The sequence below is a fragment of the Cognatilysobacter xinjiangensis genome, from assembly GCF_014651995.1.
GTDB lineage: Bacteria > Pseudomonadota > Gammaproteobacteria > Xanthomonadales > Xanthomonadaceae > Cognatilysobacter > Cognatilysobacter xinjiangensis.
Genome location: NZ_BMXY01000001.1, coordinates 912,294 through 937,317 on the forward strand (window position 1 = coordinate 912,294; position 25,024 = coordinate 937,317).

General features: G+C 67.8%; 25 protein-coding genes and 1 pseudogene. 19 read left to right on the forward strand and 7 right to left on the reverse strand.

What is annotated here, in order from left to right:
- The first annotated feature begins 31 nt into the window (after positions 1 to 31).
- The 7 genes from IE066_RS04295 to IE066_RS04325 are packed head-to-tail and all read left to right on the forward strand — an operon-like array spanning position 32 to position 7,503.
- Positions 32 to 439, forward strand: a complete 408-nt coding sequence (locus IE066_RS04295) for a heavy metal-responsive transcriptional regulator (protein WP_189447128.1) — start codon at positions 32 to 34, stop codon at positions 437 to 439.
- A complete protein-coding gene (locus IE066_RS04300; protein ID WP_189447130.1) occupies positions 436 to 2,829 on the forward strand; it encodes a heavy metal translocating P-type ATPase in 2,394 nt (797 codons plus the stop codon). The genes IE066_RS04295 and IE066_RS04300 overlap by 4 nt, the downstream gene beginning before the upstream one ends.
- Complete coding sequence (locus tag IE066_RS04305) at positions 2,820 to 3,503, forward strand: hypothetical protein (protein ID WP_189447132.1); 684 nt, start codon at positions 2,820 to 2,822, stop codon at positions 3,501 to 3,503. Before IE066_RS04300 ends, IE066_RS04305 begins: the two co-directional genes overlap by 10 nt.
- Positions 3,504 to 3,552: 49 nt before the next feature.
- Positions 3,553 to 4,041: a DUF305 domain-containing protein gene (locus tag IE066_RS04310; RefSeq protein WP_189447134.1), complete on the forward strand. Its 489-nt coding sequence runs from the start codon at positions 3,553 to 3,555 to the stop codon at positions 4,039 to 4,041.
- Between the two features lie 42 nt (positions 4,042 to 4,083).
- Positions 4,084 to 4,767 carry a hypothetical protein gene (locus tag IE066_RS04315; protein ID WP_189447136.1) on the forward strand — a complete coding sequence of 228 codons (684 nt, stop codon included), beginning with the start codon at positions 4,084 to 4,086 and terminating at the stop codon, positions 4,765 to 4,767.
- A complete protein-coding gene (locus IE066_RS04320) occupies positions 4,764 to 6,581 on the forward strand; it encodes a 2Fe-2S iron-sulfur cluster binding domain-containing protein (protein WP_189447138.1) in 1,818 nt (605 codons plus the stop codon). Before IE066_RS04315 ends, IE066_RS04320 begins: the two co-directional genes overlap by 4 nt.
- The gene (locus IE066_RS04325; protein WP_229790660.1) at positions 6,565 to 7,503 is read left to right on the forward strand and encodes an ISL3 family transposase; all 939 of its coding nucleotides are present in this window, start codon (positions 6,565 to 6,567) and stop codon (positions 7,501 to 7,503) included. The genes IE066_RS04320 and IE066_RS04325 overlap by 17 nt, the downstream gene beginning before the upstream one ends.
- Before the next feature lie 82 nt (positions 7,504 to 7,585).
- Here IE066_RS04325 and merA read toward each other — a convergent pair whose 3' ends face one another.
- The 3 genes from merA to merT are packed head-to-tail and all read right to left on the reverse strand — an operon-like array spanning position 7,586 to position 9,932.
- A complete protein-coding gene (gene merA / locus IE066_RS04330) occupies positions 7,586 to 9,280 on the reverse strand; it encodes a mercury(II) reductase (protein WP_012480191.1) in 1,695 nt (564 codons plus the stop codon).
- A gap of 10 nt (positions 9,281 to 9,290) precedes the next feature.
- Entirely contained in the window at positions 9,291 to 9,569 is a 279-nt protein-coding gene (gene merP, locus IE066_RS04335) for a mercury resistance system periplasmic binding protein MerP (protein WP_012480190.1), read from the reverse strand.
- 12 nt (positions 9,570 to 9,581) lie between these two features.
- A complete protein-coding gene (merT, locus tag IE066_RS04340; protein WP_189447141.1) occupies positions 9,582 to 9,932 on the reverse strand; it encodes a mercuric ion transporter MerT in 351 nt (116 codons plus the stop codon).
- 74 nt (positions 9,933 to 10,006) lie between these two features.
- On the opposite strand from merT, the gene merR reads away from it, so the two are divergent.
- The 5 genes from merR (at position 10,007) to IE066_RS04365 (ending at position 13,584) form a co-directional block, all read left to right on the forward strand.
- Positions 10,007 to 10,414, forward strand: coding sequence for a mercury resistance transcriptional regulator MerR (merR, locus tag IE066_RS04345; protein ID WP_189447143.1), 408 nt, complete (start codon positions 10,007 to 10,009; stop codon positions 10,412 to 10,414).
- A 327-nt stretch (positions 10,415 to 10,741) separates the two neighbouring features.
- A complete protein-coding gene (locus tag IE066_RS04350) occupies positions 10,742 to 11,143 on the forward strand; it encodes an antitoxin Xre/MbcA/ParS toxin-binding domain-containing protein (protein ID WP_189447145.1) in 402 nt (133 codons plus the stop codon).
- On the forward strand, positions 11,143 to 11,844 hold the full coding sequence (locus tag IE066_RS04355; protein WP_189447147.1) for an RES family NAD+ phosphorylase: 702 nt from the start codon (positions 11,143 to 11,145) through the stop codon (positions 11,842 to 11,844). Before IE066_RS04350 ends, IE066_RS04355 begins: the two co-directional genes overlap by 1 nt.
- A gap of 10 nt (positions 11,845 to 11,854) precedes the next feature.
- A complete protein-coding gene (locus IE066_RS04360; protein WP_189447149.1) occupies positions 11,855 to 13,045 on the forward strand; it encodes a Swt1 family HEPN domain-containing protein in 1,191 nt (396 codons plus the stop codon).
- Positions 13,042 to 13,584, forward strand: a complete 543-nt coding sequence (locus IE066_RS04365; protein WP_189447152.1) for a hypothetical protein — start codon at positions 13,042 to 13,044, stop codon at positions 13,582 to 13,584. Before IE066_RS04360 ends, IE066_RS04365 begins: the two co-directional genes overlap by 4 nt.
- Positions 13,585 to 13,639: 55 nt before the next feature.
- On the opposite strand, the gene IE066_RS04370 is transcribed toward IE066_RS04365, so the two are convergent.
- On the reverse strand, positions 13,640 to 14,206 hold the full coding sequence (locus tag IE066_RS04370) for a DUF305 domain-containing protein (protein ID WP_189447154.1): 567 nt from the start codon (positions 14,204 to 14,206) through the stop codon (positions 13,640 to 13,642).
- Between the two features lie 133 nt (positions 14,207 to 14,339).
- Positions 14,340 to 15,095: a DUF305 domain-containing protein gene (locus IE066_RS04375; protein ID WP_189447156.1), complete on the reverse strand. Its 756-nt coding sequence runs from the start codon at positions 15,093 to 15,095 to the stop codon at positions 14,340 to 14,342.
- A gap of 203 nt (positions 15,096 to 15,298) precedes the next feature.
- Here IE066_RS04375 and IE066_RS04380 point away from each other — a divergent pair, with 203 nt between their 5' ends.
- The 6 genes from IE066_RS04380 to IE066_RS04405 all read left to right on the forward strand — a co-directional run bounded on the left by IE066_RS04380 (position 15,299) and on the right by IE066_RS04405 (position 23,398).
- Positions 15,299 to 15,679 carry a hypothetical protein gene (locus IE066_RS04380; RefSeq protein WP_189447158.1) on the forward strand — a complete coding sequence of 127 codons (381 nt, stop codon included), beginning with the start codon at positions 15,299 to 15,301 and terminating at the stop codon, positions 15,677 to 15,679.
- A gap of 71 nt (positions 15,680 to 15,750) precedes the next feature.
- Positions 15,751 to 17,100, forward strand: a complete 1,350-nt coding sequence (locus IE066_RS04385; RefSeq protein ID WP_189448811.1) for a TolC family protein — start codon at positions 15,751 to 15,753, stop codon at positions 17,098 to 17,100.
- Positions 17,097 to 18,683 carry an efflux RND transporter periplasmic adaptor subunit gene (locus tag IE066_RS04390; RefSeq protein WP_308427421.1) on the forward strand — a complete coding sequence of 529 codons (1,587 nt, stop codon included), beginning with the start codon at positions 17,097 to 17,099 and terminating at the stop codon, positions 18,681 to 18,683. Before IE066_RS04385 ends, IE066_RS04390 begins: the two co-directional genes overlap by 4 nt.
- On the forward strand, positions 18,680 to 21,862 hold the full coding sequence (locus IE066_RS04395) for an efflux RND transporter permease subunit (protein ID WP_189447161.1): 3,183 nt from the start codon (positions 18,680 to 18,682) through the stop codon (positions 21,860 to 21,862). Before IE066_RS04390 ends, IE066_RS04395 begins: the two co-directional genes overlap by 4 nt.
- A 121-nt stretch (positions 21,863 to 21,983) precedes the next feature.
- Positions 21,984 to 22,382, forward strand: a complete 399-nt coding sequence (locus IE066_RS04400) for a copper-binding protein (protein WP_189447162.1) — start codon at positions 21,984 to 21,986, stop codon at positions 22,380 to 22,382.
- Between the two features lie 182 nt (positions 22,383 to 22,564).
- A complete protein-coding gene (locus tag IE066_RS04405) occupies positions 22,565 to 23,398 on the forward strand; it encodes a DUF4198 domain-containing protein (RefSeq protein WP_189447164.1) in 834 nt (277 codons plus the stop codon).
- Between the two features lie 64 nt (positions 23,399 to 23,462).
- Here the strand turns inward: IE066_RS04405 and IE066_RS14870 are convergent, their stop codons facing one another.
- Positions 23,463 to 23,594, reverse strand: coding sequence for a hypothetical protein (locus IE066_RS14870; protein WP_268244851.1), 132 nt, complete (start codon positions 23,592 to 23,594; stop codon positions 23,463 to 23,465).
- Between the two features lie 49 nt (positions 23,595 to 23,643).
- Here IE066_RS14870 and IE066_RS04410 point away from each other — a divergent pair, with 49 nt between their 5' ends.
- Positions 23,644 to 24,462 (forward strand): IS3 family transposase, encoded by an 819-nt coding sequence (locus IE066_RS04410; protein WP_229790661.1) that lies wholly within the window; start codon positions 23,644 to 23,646, stop codon positions 24,460 to 24,462.
- A 28-nt stretch (positions 24,463 to 24,490) separates the two neighbouring features.
- Here IE066_RS04410 and IE066_RS04415 read toward each other — a convergent pair.
- A pseudogene (locus IE066_RS04415) lies at positions 24,491 to 25,003 on the reverse strand (transposase); the annotation flags it as partial.
- Between the last annotated feature and the right edge of the window lie 21 nt (positions 25,004 to 25,024).

The following is a 25,024-nucleotide window of genomic DNA, read 5'->3' on the forward strand; positions in this document are numbered from 1 at the left end:
TCTGGCGGGTTCTTTCAACGAGACATCGATCATGAAGATTGGTGAAGTCGCGCGGCGAGTGGGGATCCCCATCGACACCGTGCGCTACTACGAACGCAACGGACTGCTGCCGCCGCCTGCGCGCCGCGCATCCGGCTACCGCGACTACCACGACAGCGACATCGCGCGCCTGAACTTCGTGCTGCGCGCAAAGGCGCTCGGGTTCACGCTGATCGAGATCCGCGAGCTGCTGCAGTTGTCGGACGCAGTGGAAGGCGATATGGCGAACATCCGCGGGCTGGCCGCCAGCAAGCTGCAGGACATCGAGCAGCGCATAGCCCAGCTGGCGCGCGTGCGCGATGCGCTCAAGGGGTTGGTGGACGCCTGTCCGGGCCGCGGGCATGTCAGCGGCTGCCCGATCCGCTCGGCGCTGTTTGACCTGCAGGAGCCGGTGCGATGAGTGCGCCTGCTGCCACACGAGGGATCGGGGCGACCGACCCGGTGTGCGGCATGCCGGTCGCGGCCGACACGCCGTTTCGTACCGAGTACGACGGGCAGGCCATTCTCTTCTGTTCCGAACGCTGCCGCGCGCGTTTTGCCGCCTCACCGAAGACGTACCTGGTCGGGCCGCCTGCACAGGGAGTGCGGGAGGGACATGCTGCGCACGCCGAGGCGGCGTCGCAGCCCGCGCCGGCCGGCGCGGGCGCGATGTACGTCTGCCCGATGCATCCGCAGGTACGCCAGCCCGGCCCCGGAACGTGCCCGATCTGTGGCATGGCGCTCGAGCCGGAGATGCCGACGGGTGATGATCAGACCAGTCCGGAGCTCGCCGACTTCAGCCGGCGCCTGTGGTGGACGCTGCCGCTCACGGTGATCGTCCTGCTGCTGGCGATGCTCGGCCATCGCGTCGGGGCCATTCCAGTCGCCACGCGCACCTGGCTCGAGCTCTTCCTGTCGACCCCGGTGGTGCTCTGGGCCGGCGCGCCGTTCTTCGTGCGCGGCTGGGCCTCGATCCGCAATCGCTCACCGAACATGTGGACGCTCATCGCCGCCGGCGTCGCCGCGGCCTATGGCTACAGCGTGGTCGCCACGCTCGCGCCCGGCCTGTTTCCGTCGGAGTTTCGCGAGCACGGACGCATCGGCGTGTATTTCGAAGCGGCGTGCGTGATCGTCTCCCTGACGCTTCTCGGTCAGGTGCTCGAGCTGCGCGCACGCTCGCAGACCTCCGGTGCGATGCGCGCGCTGCTCGGGCTCGCGCCCAAGACCGCACGCCGCCTCATGCCCGACGGCAGCGAAGCCGATGTTCCGCTTTCGGCGGTCATGGTCGGCGACCGCCTGCGGGTACGCCCCGGGGAGAAGGTCCCGGTCGATGGGACCGTCGAGGACGGCACATCCCATGTAGACGAGTCCATGCTCACCGGCGAGCCGATCCCGGTCGCCAAGGGCGTGGGCGATGCGGTGATCGGCGCGACCCTCAATACCACCGGCAGCCTGGTCATCCGCGCCGACCAGGTCGGCAGCGGCACGGTGCTGGCGCAGATCGTGCAACTGGTCGCCAGCGCGCAGCGCTCGCGCGCCCCGATGCAGCGCATGGCCGACCGGGTCGCGTTCTGGTTCGTCCTCGCGGTGATGGCGATCGCGGTGGCGACGTTCCTGGCCTGGGGCCTTCTGGGCCCGGAGCCGTCGTGGACGTACGCGATCCTCAACGCGGTGTCGGTGCTGATCATCGCCTGTCCGTGCGCGCTAGGGCTCGCGACTCCGATGTCGGTGATGGTGGCGACCGGCAAGGCGGCACAGGCCGGCGTACTGTTTCGCGACGCCGAAGCCGTCGAGCGGATGCGCCAGGTCGACACGCTCATCGTCGACAAGACCGGCACCCTGACCGAAGGACGCGCGGCCTTCGATGACCTGGTCGCGCTGGCCCCGTTCGAGCATGCAGATGTCCTGAGGCTGGCCGCGAGCCTGGACCAGGGCAGCGAGCATCCGCTGGCCGCTGCGATCGTGACCGAAGCACGATCGCGCGGCCTGCGGCTCTCCGGCATCGAGGACTTCCAGTCCGAGACGGGGCTCGGCGTGCGCGGCACGGTCGATGGCCGCCGCCTGCTGCTGGGCAACACGCGGCTCATGCAGCAGGCGGGTGTCGACATCGCGCCGCTGCGCCTTGAGGCCGAGCGCCTGCGCGGGCGCGGCGCGAGCGTGATGTTCCTGGCCGTCGACGGGCAGCCCGCGGGCCTGCTCGCGGTGACCGATCCGATCAAGGAGACGAGCGGGGCGGCGCTTCGCGAGTTGCGCCAGGCGGGCATGCGCATCGTCATGGCGACAGGCGATGGCGCGACGACCGCGCAGGCGGTCGCGCGCACGCTCGGCATCGACGAGGTCTATGGCGAAGTGCGCCCCGAGGACAAGGCCGAGCTGGTCACGCGCCTGCAGCGCGAGGGCCGACGCGTGGCGATGGCGGGCGATGGCATCAACGATGCGCCCGCGCTCGCGGCCGCCGACGTCGGCATCGCCATGGGCACCGGTACCGATGTCGCGATGTCCACCGCGAAGGTGACCCTGGTGCGCGGTGACCTGCGCGGCATCGGCCGCGCACGCGCGATCAGCGCCGCCTGCGTGGCCAACATGCGCCAGAACCTGGCGTTTGCATTCGCCTACAACGCGCTCGGCGTGCCGGTCGCGGCCGGAGTGCTGTATCCGGCGACGGGCTGGCTGCTCAGCCCGATGCTCGCCGCGCTCGCCATGAGCCTGAGCTCGGTCTCGGTCGTGGCCAACGCGCTTCGACTCAACCGCCTCGACGTCGCCCGCGCGGCGCCGAGCGCGCCCTCTACGCGGTGCGCCTCATGCCACTGAGCTTCTCCGTCAATCAGTCGGCATGGGGCCACCGCACCCCTTCCCCCCGGCCCGCGGGCCGCATCACAGGAGTGTCCGCCATGCGCTTGAACCTCATCGCCCTGCTCGCAGGCGCGCTCGTGCTATCGGCCTGCAGCCAGGCGACCCCTGACGAATCCACCGCAGCGTCCACCGCCGCGGATGCCCCGGCCGCGACGGCATCGACCGAAGCCGCAGCCTCGGCGTCCACTAGCGGGGTCGCGCCGGCTGCGGGAATGGACGGCATGTCGGCCGAAGAGCACGCCGCCATGACGGCGGGCACGGGCGCGGCGCCGGTGGCGCACCCGGACGGCCATGACGCGAGCGCCGGGGGGCAGGCCGACAGCATGGCCGGGATGGATCATGGTGCGACGCCCGCGCCAGGGCAGGGCGCTGCCACCGGCGGCGCGCAGGCCGGCTGGTACCGCGGTGGCACGTTCCAGCCGTGCGGGAGCACGCAGACCTATACGGTCAGCCGCACCGCCGACATCGACGCGAAGATCCGCGCCGGCGACATGAGCCCGAACGACCCGGTCTACGTGCGGCTGGAAGGTGCCGTGGCGAACGGTGCGTTCGATGTCACGCGCGTGGCGCAGGTCGGCTCGCCGACGCCGGTACGCGACTGCCCGATGACCGGGACTACCACGCAGGGCTGATCACGGCCTGCCTGCCCCCACCGGGCAGGCGCCGTTTGGGAGAACGATCATGGAGAACATGCAGCATGCAGCCGGCGGCTCGGCGCATGGCGGACGCGGCGCGTACATCCGCCTGGCGTGGATGGCCGGGCTTTCGTTCATCGCGATGTACTTTCTGATGTACGCGATGGTCGACCGTTACTCGAGCGTCTACGCCAACATCAACCAGGTCTACATGGCCGGGCTCATGGCCGCGCCGATGGTGGCGATCGAGCTTCTGATTATGGGCGCGATGTATCGCGATCGCCGGCTCAATCGGATCCTGGTGGCGGCGAGCGTCGCGCTGGCGGTGCTCTTCTGGGTGCTCATCCGCACCCAGGCGGGCGTGGCCGATCGCCAGTTCCTGCGCTCGATGATCCCGCATCATTCCGGCGCGATCCTGATGTGCGGCAAGGCCGAGCTGACCGATCCCGAACTGCAGGCGTTGTGCCGGCAGATCATCGACTCGCAAAAAGCCGAGATCGAGCTGATGAAGCGGATGCTCGAGCGGTCCAAATAAGTCAAGACGCCCCGGGAGCGCATCCCGGGGCGCGGGGGAGACATGGGAAAGGCATTGTTCTGGCGCCGGACGCATCGCGTACTGGCGTTGATCGTGGGCGTGCAGGCGCTCTTGTGGATGGCGAGCGGTCTGTACATGACGGCGATCTCGATCGACGTCATCCACGGCGATCATCTGGCCCATACGCACCGGCCGGCGCTCAGCGATGCGGTTCCGCTCAAGGCCCCCGCCGCGGTCGGCATCGCGCCTGACGAGGCGCTGCGCCTGAAGCAGTGGCAGGGCCGGCCGGTCTACGAGGTCGGCAAGGGTCCGAAGGCACGCCTCATCGACGCGCGCACGGGCGCGGTGCTGAGCCCGCTCACGCGCGAGACGGCGCAGTCGATCGCGCAGGCGCTCTACCAGGGCGACGGCGCGGTGGAGTCGGTCCGCTGGCTCACCGACGCGCCCCAGGAGGTCGGCACGCGGCCGGTCCCGTTGTGGCAGGTGCGCTTTGCCGATGGCGTGGCGACCACGCTCTACATCTCGCCCTTCACCGGCGAGCGCCTGGCCACGCGGCACACGCTGTGGCGCGCGTTCGACGTGATGTGGATGCTGCACATCATGGATTACCGCACCCGCGAGGACATCGGCAATCCGCTGCTGCGCATTGCCGCAGGCCTGGGCCTGCTGCTGACCCTCGCGGGTCTGGTGCTCTCGTTCTGGGCACTGCGCGGGAGGGGTCGATGAAGGCCTGGCTCGCGCGGCTGCACACGTGGGTCGGCGTCATCGTCGGCGTCCAGCTCGTCGTCTGGCTGGGCAGTGGCCTGCTCATGGGGCTGCTCGATCCCGAAGCGGTCAGCGGCGAGCGCACGCGGGCGCCGACGCCCGAGCTCGCCCTGGCATGGCCCGAGCAGGCCGTGCCGCCGGATGCGCTCATCGCGCGCAGCGCGTTGCCGGTCCTGCTTGTCGAACGCGCCTGGCGCCTGGAGCGTCCGGTCTGGCGCGTGCAGACGCAGGCGGGCACGGCGCTCGTCGATGCGCGCACCGGCGCGCCGTGGCGGCCGACCCGCAAGGAGATCCTGCGCGTGGCGCGGGCCGACTACAGCGGCCCGGGCAGCGCACTCGAGCCGCGCTACTGGACGCAGGCACCGCTGGAGGCGCGCGGCCATGAGGGGCCGGTGTGGCAGGTCGACTTCGATGATGCGGCCGGCACCAGCCTGTACATCGATGCCCAGGATGCGTCGGTGCTCGAGCGGCGCAACGACACGTGGCGGGTGTTCGACATCGCCTGGATGCTGCACATCATGGATTACACCGGTCGGGAGGACTTCAACCACCCGCTGATCGTGACCTTCGCCGTCGCAGGCCTGTGGATGGCGCTGAGCGGGCTGTGGCTGCTGGGCTATGCGATCAAGGCCGGCCACCTGCGTCCGCGCTGGCGCGCCGCGCAGGTTCGGGTTCCGGTCGGCGGCGCGATCGACTCCGGACCACCGACCGTCACCGGTCGCCGGGGCGAAACCGTGCTGGCCGCATTCGCCCGCGCAAAGCGCCCGCTGCCGTCGCGCTGCGGCGGCGGCCAGACCTGCGGGATGTGCGTGGTGCGCACGGCGGGCGACGCGCCGATCAGCGACGGCGATCGCCGCCTGCTCACGCCCGAGGAACTCCAGGCGGGGATGCGCCTGGGCTGCACACTCCCCATCAGCGATGGACTGCGCGTGGACATCATCGAGTCGGACACGCGGCCGGGTTGGCAGGAGGCGGTCGTAGAGCAGGTGCGCGCTTGCAGCGCGAGCCTTCGCGAGATCGTCCTGCGTCCCCTCGGACCCATGCCCGCCATGCGTGCGGGCAGCTACGTGCTCATCGAGGTCCCGGCCTATCGGCTGGAGCGCGAGCGCTGGCTCGGCGATGCGCTGCCGCTGCCGATTACGCTTCTCGAGCAGGTCGGCGAGGTGCTGGCCAATTCCCAGCCCCTGCAGCGCGCCTACTCGCCCTCGCTCACCCCGCAGCTGTGCGACGGGCGCCTGCCGTTGCTCGTGCGGTTGGACGTCGATCCCGCCCGACCGATCGCCATCGGCCGGGGCTCGGCCTGGCTGTTCGCGCTGGAGCCGGGCGCACGGGGTCGTTTCATGGGTCCGTTCGGTGATTTCCGGCTCAAACCCGGGGCCCACGAGAAGATCTTCATCGGTGGCGGGGCCGGCATGGCGCCGCTGCGCGCGATGCTCTGGGAGGCGCTGCAGGCCGGCGGCAAGGAGCGGATCCACTTCTGGTATGGCGCCCGACGCGCGGGGGAGGTGCCCTACGAGGACGAGCTGCGCGCCCTGGCCGCGGCGCACGAGCACTTCGACTTCCACGTCGTCTACTCCGAGGACGACAACGCCGGCTTCGGGCCCCGCTGGGTCCACGAGGCCGTGCACGAAGGCCTGCTGCGCGCGCATGGCGCGCTGGCCGAATGCGAGTTCTACCTGTGCGGGCCGCCGGCGATGCTCAGCGCCACACGCGGGTTGCTCGCCGAGATCGGCGTGGCGCCCTATCGCGTGGCGTTCGATGACTTCGATGCCTGACCGCGAACGTCGGTGCCGGGTGCTGGGTATCGACGAGCTCAAGATCATCGGCCAGTACCGGGCCATGATCACCAACGTCGAGCGCAAGACCGTGTTCGATATCCGCCCCAGCCGGGCCAAAGCCGAGTTGATGCCCTATTTCCGCGACCTGCGGGACAAGGACTCGGTCGAGTGGGTGGCGATGGACATGTACCACGTTTATCGGCAGGTGGTGCGCGCCACGCTGCCACAGGCCCGGATCGTGGTCGATCGATTCCATATCCAGCGCATGGCGAACGACGCGCTGGAGAAGCTGCGCAAGCGCATTCGCAAGGATTTGTCCACCCGGCAGCGCCTCAAACTCAAGGACGAGCAGTTCCTGCTGCTCAAGCGGCAGCACGACCTGACAGGGAGAGATATGGACCGGATGCGGGAATGGTTCCAACAGTTCCCGCTCCTAAGCGAAGCCCACGCGCTCAAGGAAGGATTTCTGTCGATCTGGGATCAGAAGACCCGCCCAGCAGCAGAAGCCGCCTGCGCGACGTGGCAGGCCAATATTCCGACCGAATTGGCGGCCACGTTCAAGGACCTGACCACCGCCGTGCACAACTGGCACGACGAAATCTTCGCCTACTTCGAGCAGCCGATTACCAATGCCTATACTGAGTCAGTCAACCGAGTGGCCAAAGACATGAACCGCATGGGCAGGGGTTACAGCTTCGAGGTGCTTCGGGCGCGCATACTCTACGACAAGAAGGCGCGCAAGGATGGCTCGGTTATCGAAACCGTGTTGGTCGATGACGACGACCCAATGACCACGGACTTCGTGTTCCAGCGGATGACCACGGCGGCAACGCGCAAGAAGAAGATCACGCGCGTGGTCGAGTACGGCCCCTATCTCCCGACGCTGGCGCGGCTACTCGAAGAGGGGTATTTCGAATAGTCCTCAGCCCATTGTGCAAGAGGCGGCGCTTCAGCCTGAATTTGTGATTCAGCCGATGAAGCATAGGTAAGAGGCCCAGCCACTACCCCGCGCAACAGGACAGTTGCTTTACGTCCTTGGTGAAGGTTTGTGCCGCGAGTTTCAGCCCCTCGACCATCGTCAGGTAGGGGAATAACTGGTCGGCCAACTCTCGCACCGTCATGCGGTTGCGAATCGCCAGTACTGCGGTTTGGATCAGCTCGCCTGCTTCCGGGGCTACCGCTTGCACGCCGATCAGTCGTCCCGAACCGGCCTCTGAAACCAGCTTGATGAAACCGCGCGTGTCGAAGTTGACCAGCGCCCGGGGCACGTTGTCGAGCGTCAGCGTGCGGCTGTCGGTCTCGATACCGTCGTGGTGCGCTTCGGCTTCGCTGTAGCCCACGGTGGCGACCTGCGGGTCGGTGAACACCACCGCCGGCATCGCCGTCAGATCCAGCGTCGCGTTGCCACCCGTCATGTTGATTGCAGCGCGGGTGCCGGCCGCCGCCGCGACGTAGACGAACTGCGGCTGGTCAGTGCAGTCGCCGGCGGCATAGATGTGCGGCACGGTAGTGCGCATCGCGTGGTCGATGGTGATGGCGCCTTGCGCATTGACCACCACACCGGCCGCGTCGAGGTTGAGCGTGCGGGTGTTTGGGGTGCGGCCGGTGGCGAACAACAGCCGGTCGGCATGCAGTTCGCCGCGTTCGGTGGTGAGCACGAATTCCCCATCCTCATAGGCGACCTGGCTGGCCTGGGTGTGGTCCAGCACTTCGATGCCTTCGGCGCGGAACACGGCCGTGATGGCCTCGCCAATGGCGGGGTCTTCGCGAAAGAACAGTGTGCTGCGCGCCAGCATGGTCACCTTGCTGCCCAGCCGGGCAAAGGCCTGCGCGAGTTCGACGGCCACCACCGACGAGCCGATCACGGCCAGCCGATCGGGGATCGTGTCGCTGGCCAGCGCTTCGGTCGACGTCCAGAAGGGCGTGTCTTTCAAGCCCGGGATCGGTGGAATCGCCGGACTGGCCCCGGTGGCGATGAGGCAGCGGTCGAAACTCACCTCGCGCATCCCGTCGTCAGCGGTTGCCACGGTCAGCGTGTGCGCATCCTTGAATCGGGCATCGCCGCGCAGCACGGTGATGGTCGGGGTGCTCGTCAGGATGCCTTCGTACTTGGCGTGGCGCAGTTCATCGACGCGCCCCTGCTGCTGAGCCAGCAAGCGCTTACGCAGAATCTTCGGCGAGGCGGCGGCAATGCCGTCATCGAACGGACTCTCGCGACGCAGATGCGCAATGTGGGCAGCGCGGATCATGATCTTGGACGGCACACATCCGACGTTGACGCAGGTGCCGCCGAGAGTGCTGCGCTCGATCAGCGTCACACGCGCCCCTTGCTCGACGGCCTTCAACGCCGCCGCCATCGCCGCGCCGCCGCTGCCGATCACGGCCACGTGCAGTGCAGCCTCATCGTCCTCGCGCTTTGGTTCGCCGCCCAGCCGCTCTTGTGCATTGTTCAGCAGGTCGCTGGGTTGCCCCGGCGCATCGGCAAGCTGCGCTCGGTAACCGAGTGCGGATACCGCCGCGACCAGCGAGGTCACGTCCGCGGCGGTACCTACGCTGGCCTCAATCTCGGCCCGGCGCTGTGGGTAGGACACTGAGGCCGAACGCACGCCGGGCACCTTTTCCAAGGTCTGCTTGACGTGCTCGGCGCACGACCCGCAGGTCATGCCATCGATGTGCAGCGTGATCGCCTCGGTCATGAGCGTGTGCTCACTTCTTGACGGTAGACGGGTAGCCGGCGTTCTCGGTGGCTTTGGTCAACGCGGCCGGAGTGGTCTTGGCATCGTCGTAGGTTACCACCGCCTCCTTGGGCTCCCAGGTCACCTTGGCCTCGATGACGCCTTCGACCTTGGTCAGCGCCTTCTTGACCGTGATCGGACAGGTGGCGCAGGTCATGCTCGGCACCGACAGCGTGACGGTTTTGGTGGCGGCCCAGGCGGGAGCGCTGAGGGCAACGGTCAGAGCGAGCAATGCGACGAGTTTCTTCATGGCAATCTCCTTTCAGTAGAACAGGGGCATGAGGTAGGGGAACACGAGCGCGATCAGCACCAGGGCGGTGACGATCCAGAAGATCACCTTGTAGGCCGTCCGCACCTGGGGCACGGCGCATGCGTCGTCCGGCGCGCAGGCGCGAGCCGGCCGGAAGATGCGACGCCACGCGAAGAACAGCGCCACGAGCGCCACGCCAATGAAGATCGGCCGGTACGGTTCCAGCGCGGTCAAGTTGCCGATCCAGGCGCCGGAGAAACCCAGCGTGATCAGCAGCAGCGGACCGAGGCAGCAGGTCGAGGCGAGGATGGCGGCGAGGCCACCGGCGGCCAGTGCACCGCGGCCGTTGCTGGGGTCTGCCATGTGAGGGATCTCCTTCCGAGACGTTGCGTGATGCGCTAAGGTTACTTCCGTAGTCAAGTACGGAGTCAAGCGCGATGGTGAACGATCCGCAAAGACTGACCATCGGGGCTTTCGCCAAGGCCGCTGGGGTCAACGTGGAGACCATCCGGTTCTATCAGCGCAAGGGGTTATTGCCAGAACCAGGTCGGCCCGTCGGCAGTATTCGCCGCTACGGATCGGCGGACGTGGCGCGGGTGCGTTTCGTGAAATCCGCCCAGCGGCTGGGGTTCAACCTGGACGAAGTCGGCCAACTCCTACAGCTTGAGGACGGCACTCACTGCAGCGAAGCCGCCGAGCTGGCTGCGCTCCAGCTCACCGACGTGCGCACCAAGATGGCGGACCTGACGCGAATCGAAGCGGTGCTGTCACGGTTGGTCAACGAGTGCCATGCGCAGCGAGGCACTGTGTCGTGCCCGCTGATCGATTCTCTGCACGGGAGCTAGGCGCGTGGCTTAACCCGGTTTTCCGTTCCACTGCGCCTCAAACCCCAGTTCGAGCCGGGGGCAAGGTGACCTGCCACTGATTGTTTCCTTGCACCGACATGCGCCAGACAAAGCCCACACTGAAGGCTAAAAGCGCGTAAGCCTTGCGATACCAGAAACCTACCGAACGAGAGCTGTCAGACAAGAAGGGCTAGTGCGGTCTTCCCACACTAAAATCCGGATACCCGTTTTTTCGGGCGTCGGTCACGTATCGACGATCTAGCTTTAACAAGGCGCCGTGCCAACTGCCGCCTTGCATGTGTGGATCTGTCCACATATGCTGTGGACATGGAAACTGCACTGCAGACGCCGGCCTTGGCGGAGGACCAGACCCGGACCGACCTCGCCCGGGTGCTGATGGCGCTTTTCGAGCGCTGGTCGCTCTCGACCGATGCGCAGCTCTCGCTGCTGGGCCTGAGTCCCGAAAGCCGCAAGCTGCTCGGGCTGTACCGGCGGGGCGAGCGCGCGTTGCCCAACCAGCGCGACGCGCTCGACCGGGCCGGCTACCTCATGGGCATCCACAAGGGGCTGCGCCTTCTGTTTCCGGAGAACCCCGAGCTGCGTTACAGCTGGGTCACGCGCCGCAACCAGGTGCTCGAGGGGCGTACGCCGCTCGAGGTGATGCTCGAGGATGGGCTGGTAGGGCTGGCCCGCATCGCGCGCCTGGTCGACTTCCAGCGCGGGCAGTAATGGCCCTGTTCGACCGCCTGACTGAGTTCAAGGGTCGCGTCTTTCGCAACATCACGTCGTTGCGCGTCTCCGAGGACCTGTTCGACGACCTCGTCGCCGATGCGGGCGGCCGCGCCGCTGCACTGGCGGCGGACGTTCGGATGCGCGTCCGCGAGACCGGCGTCATTGCGCGGGGGCTGGCGTACTCCCAAGCCATCGAATATCCGTTCGCCGCCGATTCGTCGCTGTCGAGCCGCTTCGGCGATGGCCGGCTGCGCGTCTGGTATGGCGCGCTCGAGGAGGACACCGCGCTCGCCGAGACCTGCTGGCACCAGCTGGCGCAGTTGCGCGCGATCGAGGGCGTCACTGAACCCGTCGTGCGCTATCGCAAGGTGTTCTCGGTCGAGGCCAGCGGGCTGTTTCTCGAGCTGCGCGGCAAGGAGCTCGAGCATCCCGAGCTCCTCGACAACGATTACGCGGCGACCCAGGCGATCGCCCGGCATGCGGCCGGGCAGGGCCTGCCGGGCCTGCTGTACCCGGCGGCCCGTTGGCCGGAAGGCAGTTGCTTGGCGGCCTTCCGGCCCGAGCCGTTGTCCGATGCTCGCCAGCTCTACTACCTCACCTACCGGATCGACCCGGTCGCAGGCACCGTGACGATCGAGCGCACGCCGGGGCGAGTGGAGCGCGTCCTGCACGAGCGCGAGTTGCGCCGCCACCGATGAGGAGCCATGGATGAGCGCCGACGACGATTTTCCTGCGGCCGATCCGCCGCCTTCTGCCGAGGGACCCGCACGGGCGCTGGCGGTCGTTCCGGGCGAGGCACTGCGCACGCGAACCCTGATCGCCGAGCAGATGCGCCAGCTCGCGCTCGGTCCGTCCGCCTCCGTCCGGGAGGCGATGCAGGCGCTGCAAATGCCCCGCATCGGCGATGCGATGGCGCAGGCACGCGCGCTGATCGCGGAAAATCCCATGGGCGCGCTGGTGCGCGATATGGAAGCGGCGCAGGCCCAGCTGCGCGCCCTCACCGCGTTCCCCATCGAGCCGTTCCGCACGCCCGCGGCCGCCGAGATCGGCCGGCTGATGGCCGAGATCAAGTGCAATCCGGTCGCCGACTGGTGGCAAAGCGAGCAGGCGCGCTCCCAGCGCCAGTTGCAGGAGGCGATGGCGGCGATCCGGCGGCCCTATCTGGACGTTGGCCGCGAGATCGCCTCATTCAATGCCGCGCTCGAGCTGCAGACGATCGGCTTGGCCGTCAGGCAGAACCTGGGATTCGACACGGCATTTGCGCGCACGCTTCGAGAGGATCTGGGCGACTGGCGCGAGCCGGTCGATGAGCCTGTCGATCCGGGCGATGCGGACGCGCGAACCGCGCTCTACATCGAGCGTGGCGTGGAGCCTGCGCTTACCGCCTTTCCCGCGCCCACCTTTACCGACCTGCTGGACCGCGCAGGTCTCGTGCTGCCGGCGGTGCCGGGCGGGCAGGGCGATCCCCTCGAGCCAAACGCCTTCGAAGGCTCCAAGTCGGCCTATGCCTGGCTGCTGCACTTCGAGCACGTGGTGCGGCGTTTCATCGACGAGCGCATGACGCAGGTCGTCGGGCCCGGCTGGATCCGTCAGCGCGTGCATGCCGACATCATCGCGCGCTGGCAGGCCCGGCAGCAGGACGCCGAGGCCGCGCGGATGGCGCGCGCCTCGCTGCTGGACCATGCCGACTTCATGGACTATCCGCAGATCATCACCCGCAAGGACAACTGGCGGGAGGTGTTCCAACCGATCTTCGTCCGCGAGGAGAATGTCCGTGAGTCGTTCCATCGCCTCAAACCTGTTCGCAACGCGACGATGCACGCGGGGCTCATCACCCCGCAGGACCTGCTGCTGATGTGCGTGGAGATCCATCGCGTCATGCGGGCGATGCGGCCGTGAGCGCAGAGCCGGAAGAGCTCTACCCCGCGGTCGCGCACTACGGGGACATGGACATGGAGTCCTTCGAGACCTACTACGCCCGGTGGCCCAAGGCGCTCGCGGGCCTGCCCGAACCCATCGTGCGCGACTGGGTGTATCGCCACTGGCGGTGCTTCTCGGACCGGTGGATCGACCTCGCGCCGCATACGTGGCGCTTCGAACTCGCCGAACTTTCCAATGACGGGATCCTTGCGATCGACCATGTCGGATCGTGGATCGCGGTACTCGACGCCGAAGGCGTCGAGTACGTCGGCGACTTTCCGCGGGCGCGCACGCGCCTGGGCCGGTACATGCTCACCCACGGCACCTTTCCGGTGCCGATCATCGTGGCCAAGGGCGCCGGCCATGTGGAACTGCCGCGAAGCGGCGGCACGCGCATGAAGACGCCCCTGCAATTGATCGAGGGCCATGCACGCCTGGCCTGCCTTCGCGGGATGATCCATGCGGGGCACCCGCAGCTGCAGGCGTCGCACGCCATCTGGTTAGTGCACATCCCTTGAGATATCCGCGCACTGCCGGCCGCGACGCGGCGACCGGCATGCCGAGCGCATGGGATCAGCTCGAGCGCCGGCAGATGCCGTACCACTGGCACAGCCAGGATTCCATCATGCGGATCTCGTCGAGCTGCACCTGGATGATGTCGGCGCACAGATTCGCGAGCTCCGGGTGCGCCGCGCGATCGAGGCAGACCGAAGCGCGACGGATCGCGATGCGATGGTGGCGAATCATCGACTGCATGAACTCGACCTCGTACTCGGCCGGCGGAAGCTGCGCCATCCGTTCCATGCGTCGCATGTCGCCCGGCTTCATCTGCGGCTGGTAGCGGATGCCGTACCAGCTCTGCAGCCAGCCCTGCATCTGCGCGATTTCCTGCTGCTGGGACATGCGGATGTCGGTGCACAGCTCGCGAAGCTCGGCATGCACAGCCTTGGACTCGCAGGTCGTGGCCATCATCGTCGCCATCGCATGGTGGTCGATCATGTCCTGCATGAAATCGACCTCGTAGCGGGCCGTGGCCGGCTCGGGTGCAGGGGCGGCAGCACTCGCCGTGCCTGTCAGAACAAGCAGCAGCGCGAGCGCCTGCCACATCAGGCGCAATTGCGAGGTAAGGAAAGTACGCATCGGACGCTCCAGGATCGGGGGAGCGCCTTCATCTACGCGCGCCAGGGTCGAAGGCGCGTTGACGAAGTCTTGAGCAAGAGTCCGACGTTGCGCGAAGAAGTGCCGCTCCACGTTGCGGAGCGGCCCGGGACCGTCACTGGGTGAACGGCCCCATCTTCTTGATCTCTTCCTGCTGGTTGGCCTTCATCTTCGCGCCGAGCGCCTTGAGATCGGCAGCTTTGCCGTTCTGCTGCAGCACGTCGATCATCTTGATCGCCGTCTTGTGGTGCATCGTCATCATCGTCGCGAAGTCCTTGTCGACGTTGCCCGACATGGTCATCGGCATGGCCTTGCTCTCTTCCATGATCCGGTGGAGCTCGGCCGCGGCGCCGCCCTGTGCAGCCGTACCCTGACCATGGTCCATCCCGGCCATGCCCTCGTGACCGGTCGCAGCTGCGCCCGCAGCCGAGGCATGCGGCGCCATCTTCTTGATCTCTTCGAGCTGATCGGCCTTCATCTTGGCGCCCAACGCCTTGAGTTCCGCGGACTGCCCGTTCTGCTGCAGCACGTCGATCATCTTGATTCCGGTCTGGTGATGCATCGTCATCATCGACGCGAAATCCTTGTCCACGTCACCTGACATGGTCATCGGGATCGCCTCACCTTCTTCCATGACGCGGTGCAGCTCCATCGAGCCCGGGCTCTGGGCGCCGGTGTCGGCACCCGCGGTCGCGTTCGCCGCGGGGGGCGTCGCGGCATCGGTGGGAGCAGCAGCCGTCGATGTGTCGGCCGCCGGCGCCTCTGCGTTGTCGGACTTGGCGCATCCGGTGGCGACGAGAGCGAGCGCCGTGCCGAGTGCGATCGAAACGGCGACGTTGAGAGGCTTCCGAGTGTTAATTGCGAACTCCATGCACGTGGAGGGAAGCCTGCATAGGTGCCACGGCGGCAATCGACACGCAGTGAGGAATCCCGCTGGCTCGCCGCACCGATCCCCGGGCAACCGAACGATGGACGGGGCGCGTGTGAAGTCGTGACCCAACTCAAGACTTTTCTCGCCCAGACGTTGATCTCGATCAATGCAAGGACGCGAAAACGTCGTACCCTCATTGCACGATGATCCGTCGCACCGCCCGAATGCCCGCGCGCCACCGCAGCCTGATGCTGTTGGTGATGCTGGTGTTCGTCTGGTGCCAGGCGGTCGCGACCGCCCACGCCTCGGCAAGTGCGTTCGCCACCGTGGCGGGTACATCGACGCCCATGGAGGCGATGCCGGGCTGCGACGGCATGCCAGCCGACGCGGACCTGGGGGGCACCGACTGCCCCGCCGAGGATGCAACCTCCGACGGCGCCAAGTTGCCTGTGTTCCTCCCGCTTCCCGCGCAGGCGTATGCGCTCGTGCACGTACACCGCACCGCGCCTGCCGCGCTGGCGCGATACGCGATGCCGCAGGGCAGGGCACCACCGCGACCTCGGCTGTGCTGCTGGTTGATCTGAGTCACCCCGATCGCTGATGCCCGGCGCCGTCACCGTGCGTGACGGTCCGATCTCGTGATTGGAGTGCTCCCATGCCTACGTGTTTCTGGCCGCGCCCGCAGCGCGCGGTGTCCCGGCGCCTATGCGCCGGGGCGGTCAGCCTGCTGCTGACCACCTCTCTCGCTTTCGCGGCGCCAGCCGACGTCGCACCTGCGGGTCGGCCTGCGCCCGGTCCGGCCGCCTCACCCGCGGCGACCCAAGGCTCGCTCGCGCTCGACCAGGCCATCGCCCTGGCACTGGCCCGCGCCCCGATGCTCCAGGCTTGGCAGGCCCGGGTCGAAGCCGCCCGACAGGACGCAGGCCGGGCGGGGCAGCTTCCAGATCCGGAGCTGATGCTTGGGATCGACAACCTGCCGATCACCGGCCCCGATGCGTTGAGCTTTCGTGCCGATGAGATGACGCAAAAGCGCATCGGCCTGCGCCAGGTCGTGCCCGCACGCGCCAAGCGCGCCGCCGCCCGCGACTTGGCGGCCCGTCGAGTCGACGAGGCGCTGGCCAGCGGCACGGCGCAGGCGATCGACGTCCGCCGCGCCGCGGCCCAGGCCTGGATCGACACCTGGGCCGCCGCCCGGGAACTGCACGCGCTGGGCCTGTTGCGGGAGGAGGCGATGCTCGCCGCGAAGGTGGCTACAGCACGGGTCCGCACCGGTGCCGAGTCGCCTTCCGATGCGCTCGCCACGCAGGCCGAGATCATCGAGCTCGATAACCGCATCGCGGGCGTCGAGGCCGAGCGCGGTGCAGCGCTTGCTGACCTCGCCCGGTGGACGGGCGTGGAGATCGCGCCCGCAGCCGACGAGGGACCTGACCTCGACACGCTGCCCGTTCCGGCAGAGCGCCTGCTCGCATCGGTCGATCGGCTGGGCCCGCTGCTGCAGACCCATGCCCAGGTCGAGACCGCGGCTGCCGCGGTCGATGCCGCACGCGCGGAAAAGCGCCCGGATTGGAGCGTGGGCGCCGCCTACGGCCAGCGCGATGGCGGGCGCAGCGACATGATCATGCTGGAGGTGGGCATCGGTCTGCCGCTGTTCCCGCGCAACCGCCAGGACCGCGGCAGCGCCGCGCGCCAGGCCGAGTACGACGCCGCGCTCCACGAGCGCGAGGATCTCCGGCGCCAGCTGGCCGCGCAGATCCGGGCGGATCTCGCGCGCTGGCAGGGCCTCAGGCGGCAGGTCGCGCTGCAGTCCGAGTCGCTGATTCCGCTTGCTCGGGATCGAAGCATGACGGCCTTGGCCGGCTACCGCGCCGGCGGCGAGCTGCAGCCGTGGATCAACGCCAGGCGCGCGGAGGTCGAAGCGCAGGTCGCCCACGCCGAACTGCTGGGCGAACTGGGCCAGGCATGGGCGGCCCTCGCATTCCTCCTGCCTGAGGAGGGCACCCGATGAATCCTCGCATCAAGCCGCTGGCGCTCGCCGCTGCGGCGTTCGTCCTCGTCGCCGCGGGCCTGGGTGCCGGTTACTGGTGGGGCCAATCCCGGGACGCCGGTGAATCGACCGCCGCGGCCTCGACCGAGCGGAAGATCCTCTACTGGTACGACCCGATGGTGCCGCAGGAGCGCTACGACAAGCCCGGCAAGTCGTCCATGGGCATGGAGCTGATCCCCAGGTACGCCGACGAAGGCGGCGGGGGCGGGGAGCGCAAGGTCCTGTACTGGTACGACCCCATGGTCCCGGACCAGCACTTCGACAAGCCGGGCAAGTCGCCCTTCATGGACATGGAGTTGGTGCCCAAGTACGCGGACGGCGATGCCGGTGCTGACAGCGGCATCAGCATCACGCCCGGCGTGCGCCAGAACTTGGGCATGCGCACGGCCATCGTCGAGCGCGGCAGCCTGGCCGGCACGGTGCAGGCCCCGGGCACCGTGACGTGGGACCTGCGCAAGGAACGGGTGGTCAGCGCACGCGTGGACTCGATCGTCGAGCGCCTGCACGTCAAGGCGCCCTATGAAACCGTCCGGGCAGGGCAGCCCCTTGCGAGCGTGATCGCGCGCGAATGGAGCACCGCGATGGCCGAGGCCCGTGCGCTGCGCGGTGCACGCACCGCTGCCGCACGCAGCATGGGCTCGGCGGCCAGTGAGCGCCTTCGCGTGCTCGGCATGCCGGCCGACGCGCGCGCAGGCGCCGGCGGTACGGTCACTTTGACCTCGCCCGTCTCCGGCGTGGTGAGCGAGATCGGCGTGCGCGAAGGCGAGTCCGCGGGCATGGGCACACTGCTCTTTCGGGTGAACGGCACCGACACCGTCTGGCTCGAGGCCTCGATCCCGCAGGCTAGCGTCGGCGACATCGTGCGCGGCACGCCCGTCACCGCGACGGTCACCTCGATGCCGGGCCGGACGTTCGAAGGCCGGGTCGAAACACTGTTGCCGCAGCTCGATGCGACCAGCCGCACGCAGAAGGCCCGCATCGTGCTGGACAACCCCGGTGGCACGCTGGCGCCGGGCATGTTCGCGCAGGTCACGATCCAGCCGGTCGATGGCATCGAAGTTCCCTTGGTGCCCACCGATGCGCTCATCGGCAGCGGCACGCAGGCGCGCGTGATCGTGCTCGGGCCGGATGACCGCTTCAAGCCGGTGCTGGTGCGCACCGGTCGCAGCGGTGGCGGCAAGACCGAGATCCTCGAGGGTCTGTCGGGTGGCGAGCGCGTCGTGACCTCCGGGCAGTTCCTGATCGACTCGGAAGCCAACCTCTCCGGCGCGCTCGCGCGCCTGGGCGTCGGCGCGCCCGACGAGCCGGCCCCGGCCAAGCCGCCAGCGCCGACCACGTCCGGCACGCCCCGCCCGTCAACCGGCGCGAACGCGCCCAAACCGGCGCCGGCGGCCGCGGCCAAGCCTGCAACGCGCAAGGTCCTGTACTGGTACGACCCGATGGTCCCGGACAAGCACTTCGACAAGCCGGGCAAGTCGCCCTTCATGGACATGGAGCTGGTGCCCAAGTACGCGGACGAGCCAAAAACGGGGACGGGTCGATGATTGCCCGGATCATTCTCGCGTCCATCAAGAACCGCGTCTTCGTGCTGGTCGCGGCCCTGGCGCTCGCAGCGGTGGGCATCTGGTCGGTGAGGAACACGCCCCTCGACGCGCTGCCCGACCTGTCCGATACGCAGGTGATCATCCGCACCGAGTGGCCGGGGCAGACGCCACGCATCGTCGAAGACCAGGTCACGTACCCGTTGACCACGACGATGCTGTCGGTGCCGGGCGTCAAGGCAGTCCGCGGGTTTTCGTTCTTCGGCGATTCGTTCGTCTATGTCCTCTTCGACGACGAGACCGATCTGTACTGGGCGCGCTCGCGCGTGCTCGAGTACTTGAGCCAGGTGCGCGACCGCTTGCCGGCGCAGGTCAGCCCGTCGCTCGGGCCGGATGCAACGGGCCTGGGCTGGATCTACCAGTACGCGCTCGTCGATCGCAGCGGCAAGCACGACCTGGGCCAGCTGCGCGCGATGCAGGACTGGTTCCTGCGCTACGACCTGAAAACGATTCCCGACGTGGCCGAGGTCGCCAGCATCGGCGGCATGGTGCAGGCCTGGCAGATCGTACCGGACCCACAGGCACTGTCGGCTCGTGGCATCACCGTCGCCGCCCTGATCGATGCGATCGAGGCGGCTAACGGCGCGACCGGCGGCTCGGTGATCGAGCAGGGCGAAGCCGAGCTGATGGTGCGAAGCGAGGGCTACCTGCAGTCCCGTGAGGACTTCGAGCAGGTGCCGGTGACGACCGGCGCTGACGGCATCCCGGTCCTGCTGCGCGACATCGCCATGGTCCAGCGCGGCCCGGCGCTTCGCCGCGGCATCACAGAACTCGACGGCGAAGGCGAAGTCGCCGGCGGCATCATCATTCTGCGCTCAGGCAAGAACGCACTGGCCGCGATCGAGGCGGTCAAGGAGAAGCTCGCAGGGCTCAAGGCGAGCCTGCCCAAGGGCGTGGAGATCGTTCCGGTCTACGACCGGTCCGAACTCATCAAGGAAGCCGTAACCAATCTCACCCACAAGCTGGCGGAAGAGTTCGTCGTGGTGGCCGTTGTCTGCGCGCTGTTCCTCTGGCACCTGCGGTCGGCGCTGGTGGCGGTCATCAGCCTGCCGCTGGGCGTACTTGCCGCATTCGTCGTGATGCACCAGCAGGGCCTGAGCGCGAACCTGCTTTCGCTCGGCGGCATCGCGATAGCCGTCGGCGCGATGGTCGACGCGGCAGTCGTGATGATCGAGAACGCGCATAAGCACCTGGAGCACTTCAAGGAGCGGACCGGGCGCGAGCCGGTAGGGGAGGAGCGCTGGAAGCTCATGGCCGAAGCCTCCATCGAGGTGGGCCCAGCGCTCTTTGTCAGCCTGCTGGTGATCACGCTCTCGTTCGTGCCCGTATTTGCGCTTCAGGCGCAGGAAGGTCGCCTGTTCTCGCCGCTCGCGTACACCAAGAGCTATGCGATGGCCGCGGGTGCGGGTCTCTCGATCACGCTGGTGCCGGTGCTCATGGGCTACCTGATCCGCGGCAGGATCCGGCCCGAAGCACAGAACCCGCTCAACCGGATCCTGATCCGGGGCTACCGCCCGCTGCTCGAGGCCGTGCTCAAGCACCCGCGTTCGACGCTTGCCGCGGCGGCGCTTGTGCTCATGGCGACCGCGATCCCCTACGCCAGGCTCGGCAGCGAGTTCATGCCGCCGCTGGATGAGGGCACGCTGCTCTACATGCCCACCGCGCTGCCGGGACTGTCGGCCGGCAAGATCTCCGAGCTGTTGCAGGTCACCGATCGGATGATCAAGACGGTGCCGGAGGTGGAGCACGTGTTCGGCAAGGCCGGTCGTGCGGAGACGGCGACCGACCCCGCGCCGCTTGAGATGTTCGAGACGACGATCACCTTCAAGCCGCGCAGCGAATGGCGCGAAGGCATGACGCCGGAGAAGCTTCGTCAGGAGCTCGACGAGGCGGTGAAGGTACCGGGGCTTACGAACCTGTGGGTTCCGCCCATTCGCAACCGCATCGACATGCTGGCCACGGGCATCAAGAGCCCCATCGGCATCAAGATCTCCGGCTCCGATGTCGACGTGCTCGCCCAGCTGGGCGACCGGGTCGAGCAGGTCGCCAAGACGGTTCCCGGCGTGAGCTCGGCGTTGGCCGAACGTATCGCGGGCGGACGCTACCTGGATGTCACCGCCCGTCCCGAGGCCGCGGCGCGCTACGGACTGAGCCAGGCGGACATCCAGCGCATCATCGCGACCGTCATCGGTGGCGAACCCGTCGCCGAAACGATCCAGGGCCGCGAGCGCTATCCGGTCGTCGTGCGCTATCCGCGCGGGATGCGCGACTCGCCGCAGGCGCTGGCGAACCTACCGATCATCGCGCCCGGTGGCGTGCAGCTGACATTGGGGCAGGTGGCCGACATCGGCTACTCGGACGGCCCGCCGATGCTGCGAAGCGACAACGCGCGGCTGACGAACTACGTCTACGTCGACGTGGCCGATCGCGACCTGGGCTCGGTCGTCCGCGATCTTCAGAAAGCGGTCGCCGAGCAGGTGCCGATGCCGGCCGGCTACTCGGTGGGCTGGTCAGGGCAATACGAGTACCTAAAGCGCGCGAGCGAGCGCCTGCGGATCGTCGTGCCCGCTACGTTGCTGATTATCTTCGGGCTGATCTTCCTGGTGTTCCGCAAGCTGGCGGAGGCCTCGATCATCATGCTGAGCCTGCCGTTCGCCCTGGTGGGCGGGCTGTGGCTGGTGTGGCTGCTCGGGCACGACGTGTCCGTCGCGACGTTGATCGGCTTCATTGCGCTGGCGGGCGTCGCAGCCGAGTTCGGAATCATCATGCTGCTCTATCTGCGCCATGCGTGGGACGAGCAGCTCGCGCGCAATCCCAGCGCTGGATTTGCCGAGCTCGACGACGCGATCCGGGAAGGCGCGGTGCAGCGCGTGCGCCCGAAGGCAATGACCGTGGCGGTGATCCTCGCGGGCCTGTTCCCGATCCTGGTCGGCGGCGGCGCGGGCGCCGAAGTCATGCAGCGCATCGCCGCGCCGATGGTGGGCGGCATGCTCAGCGCGCCGTTGCTGTCGATGCTTGTGATTCCCGTGGCGTATCGCCTGCTGGAGCGCCGCCGCATGCGCAGGAACTCGCGCCCTGCTGGCGGGGCTCTAGATGGCAACGATCTATCGCCGCAGACATGACGTGCGCGTCGCTCTCCGCGTCCCAGTGCGCTGACGAGAAATGTTTACGACCGCGAGGCTGCCGCGGAGCACCTCTGCAGCCCTACAGCGCTTTCCCCACCCACGATCCTGGAGACTACTGATGAAACTGCACATCGCCCTTGTTTCGCTGGCACTGCTGGCCGGCTGCACGAAACCCGCTTCAGACACCGCACCAACTGCCGACGCACCGGCAGAGCCGGCGGCTACCGAGCAGACGCCGCCGGCGACTGCCGCGGACGCGCCGGCGGCTTCGCCGACTTCGCCGCCGGCTGCCGGCATGGTGATGGGGATGGGCGAGGTCACGGCGGCCGACGCCTCCGCAGGCACCATCACCATCTCGCACGGCCCCATCGAGGCCCTGAAGTGGCCGGCCATGACCATGGCGTTCCAGGCCACGCCCGAGCAGATCGCGAGCGTCAAGCCCGGGGATGCGATTCACTTCGAATTTGAGCAAGTGAATGGCCAAGCTCGCTTGAGCAAAGTGTTGCCCTCCGAGTGATTTGGTGCCGCCCGCCGGCACTCGGCGGGCGGCCGGGATGCGTGTCGATCCGGTCAGGTCAATCCCCATGCACTCAAACCTTGGACCCGACGTCAGAGTTTTCTGCTGGCGGTGGAGCGTGCACGATGCCCTTGAGGACCCCTGTTCAAAGCTCGCCAACGAAATCCTTGGAAGGACCAAAAATGAAAACCGTTCTGAACGCCGCGGCAGCAGTGTTATTGCTCGCTGCAGCAGCAACTGCTGACGCCCATGAGCTTTTCATCACGCTCAAGCCGGCGCCCTCGGGTTCTCGCGAACAGGTGGTGGTCGTCAACAACGGCACGTTTCATCAGAGCGCGGCTGTAGTGCGCAAAGACCGGATCCGCGACCTCACATTGCACCAGGGCGGGGTTGCGTCGAAGCCGGAACTCACGACCTGGACGGAAGAGGGCGACCAGAGCCGGCTGACGATCAAGCCGGGCGCGACAGGAACGTTCATGGTGGGCCTGTCCTCGAAGCGTTCAAGCAGCACGCGCACCGCCAAGGAGTTTGCCGAATACCTGGCGATTGAAGACCTGCCCGACACGCTGGCTACATTCGATGCCAGCAAGTACCCGAAGGGCGTCACCTACGGGTACATGAAGCACGCGCGTGCCATCGGCCAGGCCGGCAGTGACTTGACGGGTGACTTCGCTGCGACGCTGGGCTACCCGCTAGAGATCCGGCTCGACCGCAATCCGGGCAGCGTCCGCGTCGGCGAGCGCATCACCTTGCAGCTCCTGCACGAGGGCGTCCCCGTCCCGGGCCTGCGCGTCTATGTCGGCGCCGCGGCGCACGCACCCGCCGCAGGCGGCCACGACGGTGCGACCTTGATGCGAACGGATGCGAAGGGCCAGGCCTCGTTCGAGGTGACGACCCCAGGTACCTGGTACATCCACGCGAATCGGATGGTCCCCTCCACCGAGGCCGGGTTCGATTTCCTCTCCGACCGCGCGTCGCTGACGTTCGACATCGGACGCCCCGAGCGGTCGAACTGACCCAGGCCGTGCGGGAAGGGCGGCGGCCTGTTGCATCCGCCGCCCTACGTTTCGCGGCCCGCTCTCAGAGCGACTCGTACTCGGCGGCTTTCTGCAGCGCCGCCTTGTGCTGCGCGATCTGCGCCGTCGTGTCGCCCTCGACAAAAGGCCGATCGGAGAAGTCCTTGACCGACTCGAGCACGGGAGTGAGCACCACGCGGCGCCCGAAAAAAATTGCAGTCCCTGTTGGGCAAGGACGAGACCTGATGATCTCGATCCAGCAGGGACTGCGGGATGAAGGTGTAGCGGTGTCGATGTCGCAGCTGTGCCGCTGGTTCGAGGTGCCGCGACGCACGGTCTACTACCGGCCGGTGAAGTCGGCGCCGGTCGTGCGGCCCGAACGGGCCACGCCGATCAAGCAACTGATCGAGGCCGAGCCGTCGTTCGGCTATCGCACGGTGGCCGGCTTGCTCGGCATGAACAAGAACACGGTGCAGCGCGTCTTCCAGCTGATGGGCTGGCAGGTGCGCAAGCGCGCCGTGGGCATGCGTCCGCGGATCCAGGCGTTGCCGTCAGTGGCGTCGGCGCCGAACCAGCGCTGGGCCACCGACCTGTGCCGGATCTGGGGCGGCCGCGATGGCTGGCTCACGCTGGCGCTTGTGATCGACTGCCACACCCGCCAGCTGCTGGGCTGGCAGCTGTCGCGCACCGGCAAGGCCACCACGGCCGCCGCGGCGCTGGAGCAGGCGTTGATCACCCGCTTCGGCACGCTCGGACGCGTGCCCGAGTCGTTCCTGCTGCGGTCGGACAACGGGCTGGTCTTCACCAGCCGTCACTACACCCGGCTGGTGCGCAGCTACGGCCTGAGGCAGGAGTTCATCACCCCGCATTGCCCGCAGCAGAACGGCATGGTCGAACGCGTCATCCGTACGCTCAAGGAGCAGTGCGCACACCGCCACCGCTTCGAAAGCCAGCAGCACGCGATGCGGGTGATCGGCGACTGGATCGCGTTTTACAACCACCGGCGCCCGCACCAGGCGCTCGGCATGAAGACACCCGCCGAGGCATATGCTTTAGCGGCCTGACCTGTGCAGGAACCGCTGGGTCATTACACTCGTGGGACACCTGGCAGGTCGCATCGTCGGGAAAGGTGCGCATCAGCCAGCCGGCGATCTGCTGCGGCGACCACTGCTGCTGCAGCGTGTCCGCCACGCGTTTCGCCAGCGCAGGATGCAGTGCCAGCTTACAAGTCTTCGGTCGATGCGCCCGGTCCCATGCCGCCTGATCCGCACGGCTGGCGCGGTAGCGCTCGGCGCCGCCGTTGCGCCTGATTTCCCGGCTGATCGTCGACGGCGCTCGGCCCAGCGCCGCTGCGATCGAGCGGATCGATTGGCCGGCAACCAACGCCCGCGAGACGTCTTCGCGCTCGGCCAGGGTCAAGGCCCGGACCGACCGGCGTCGCGTCGGTGGCCGGATACCACCGGTCGCCGCGAGGACCCTTCGAATCGACGGATGATGCCGATCAAACAGCCGGGCGATCTGATGGAGCGACTCGCCTTTCTGCCACCGATCCCACATCAGGCCCTTCTGGGTATCGGTGTACTGGATCCGGGTTCTTCGCTTCAACCGCAACACTCCTGCTGCCTA

What these genes read in the sequence shown, in the direction of transcription:
- IE066_RS04295 (WP_189447128.1), top strand. Translation starts at nt 32, where the DNA reads ATGAAGATTGGTGAAGTCGCGCGGCGAGTGGGGATCCCCATCGACACC.
- IE066_RS04300 (WP_189447130.1), top strand. Translation starts at nt 436, where the DNA reads ATGAGTGCGCCTGCTGCCACACGAGGGATCGGGGCGACCGACCCGGTG.
- IE066_RS04305 (WP_189447132.1), top strand. Translation starts at nt 2,820, where the DNA reads ATGCCACTGAGCTTCTCCGTCAATCAGTCGGCATGGGGCCACCGCACC.
- IE066_RS04310 (WP_189447134.1), top strand. Translation starts at nt 3,553, where the DNA reads ATGGAGAACATGCAGCATGCAGCCGGCGGCTCGGCGCATGGCGGACGC.
- IE066_RS04315 (WP_189447136.1), top strand. Translation starts at nt 4,084, where the DNA reads ATGGGAAAGGCATTGTTCTGGCGCCGGACGCATCGCGTACTGGCGTTG.
- IE066_RS04320 (WP_189447138.1), top strand. Translation starts at nt 4,764, where the DNA reads ATGAAGGCCTGGCTCGCGCGGCTGCACACGTGGGTCGGCGTCATCGTC.
- IE066_RS04325 (WP_229790660.1), top strand. Translation starts at nt 6,565, where the DNA reads ATGACTTCGATGCCTGACCGCGAACGTCGGTGCCGGGTGCTGGGTATC.
- merA (WP_012480191.1), bottom strand. Translation starts at nt 9,280, where the DNA reads ATGACCGAGGCGATCACGCTGCACATCGATGGCATGACCTGCGGGTCG.
- merP (WP_012480190.1), bottom strand. Translation starts at nt 9,569, where the DNA reads ATGAAGAAACTCGTCGCATTGCTCGCTCTGACCGTTGCCCTCAGCGCT.
- merT (WP_189447141.1), bottom strand. Translation starts at nt 9,932, where the DNA reads ATGGCAGACCCCAGCAACGGCCGCGGTGCACTGGCCGCCGGTGGCCTC.
- merR (WP_189447143.1), top strand. Translation starts at nt 10,007, where the DNA reads ATGGTGAACGATCCGCAAAGACTGACCATCGGGGCTTTCGCCAAGGCC.
- IE066_RS04350 (WP_189447145.1), top strand. Translation starts at nt 10,742, where the DNA reads ATGGAAACTGCACTGCAGACGCCGGCCTTGGCGGAGGACCAGACCCGG.
- IE066_RS04355 (WP_189447147.1), top strand. Translation starts at nt 11,143, where the DNA reads ATGGCCCTGTTCGACCGCCTGACTGAGTTCAAGGGTCGCGTCTTTCGC.
- IE066_RS04360 (WP_189447149.1), top strand. Translation starts at nt 11,855, where the DNA reads ATGAGCGCCGACGACGATTTTCCTGCGGCCGATCCGCCGCCTTCTGCC.
- IE066_RS04370 (WP_189447154.1), bottom strand. Translation starts at nt 14,206, where the DNA reads ATGCGTACTTTCCTTACCTCGCAATTGCGCCTGATGTGGCAGGCGCTC.
- IE066_RS04375 (WP_189447156.1), bottom strand. Translation starts at nt 15,095, where the DNA reads ATGGAGTTCGCAATTAACACTCGGAAGCCTCTCAACGTCGCCGTTTCG.
- IE066_RS04380 (WP_189447158.1), top strand. Translation starts at nt 15,299, where the DNA reads ATGATCCGTCGCACCGCCCGAATGCCCGCGCGCCACCGCAGCCTGATG.
- IE066_RS04385 (WP_189448811.1), top strand. Translation starts at nt 15,751, where the DNA reads ATGCCTACGTGTTTCTGGCCGCGCCCGCAGCGCGCGGTGTCCCGGCGC.
- IE066_RS04390 (WP_308427421.1), top strand. Translation starts at nt 17,097, where the DNA reads ATGAATCCTCGCATCAAGCCGCTGGCGCTCGCCGCTGCGGCGTTCGTC.
- IE066_RS04395 (WP_189447161.1), top strand. Translation starts at nt 18,680, where the DNA reads ATGATTGCCCGGATCATTCTCGCGTCCATCAAGAACCGCGTCTTCGTG.
- IE066_RS04400 (WP_189447162.1), top strand. Translation starts at nt 21,984, where the DNA reads ATGAAACTGCACATCGCCCTTGTTTCGCTGGCACTGCTGGCCGGCTGC.
- IE066_RS04405 (WP_189447164.1), top strand. Translation starts at nt 22,565, where the DNA reads ATGAAAACCGTTCTGAACGCCGCGGCAGCAGTGTTATTGCTCGCTGCA.
- IE066_RS04410 (WP_229790661.1), top strand. Translation starts at nt 23,644, where the DNA reads ATGATCTCGATCCAGCAGGGACTGCGGGATGAAGGTGTAGCGGTGTCG.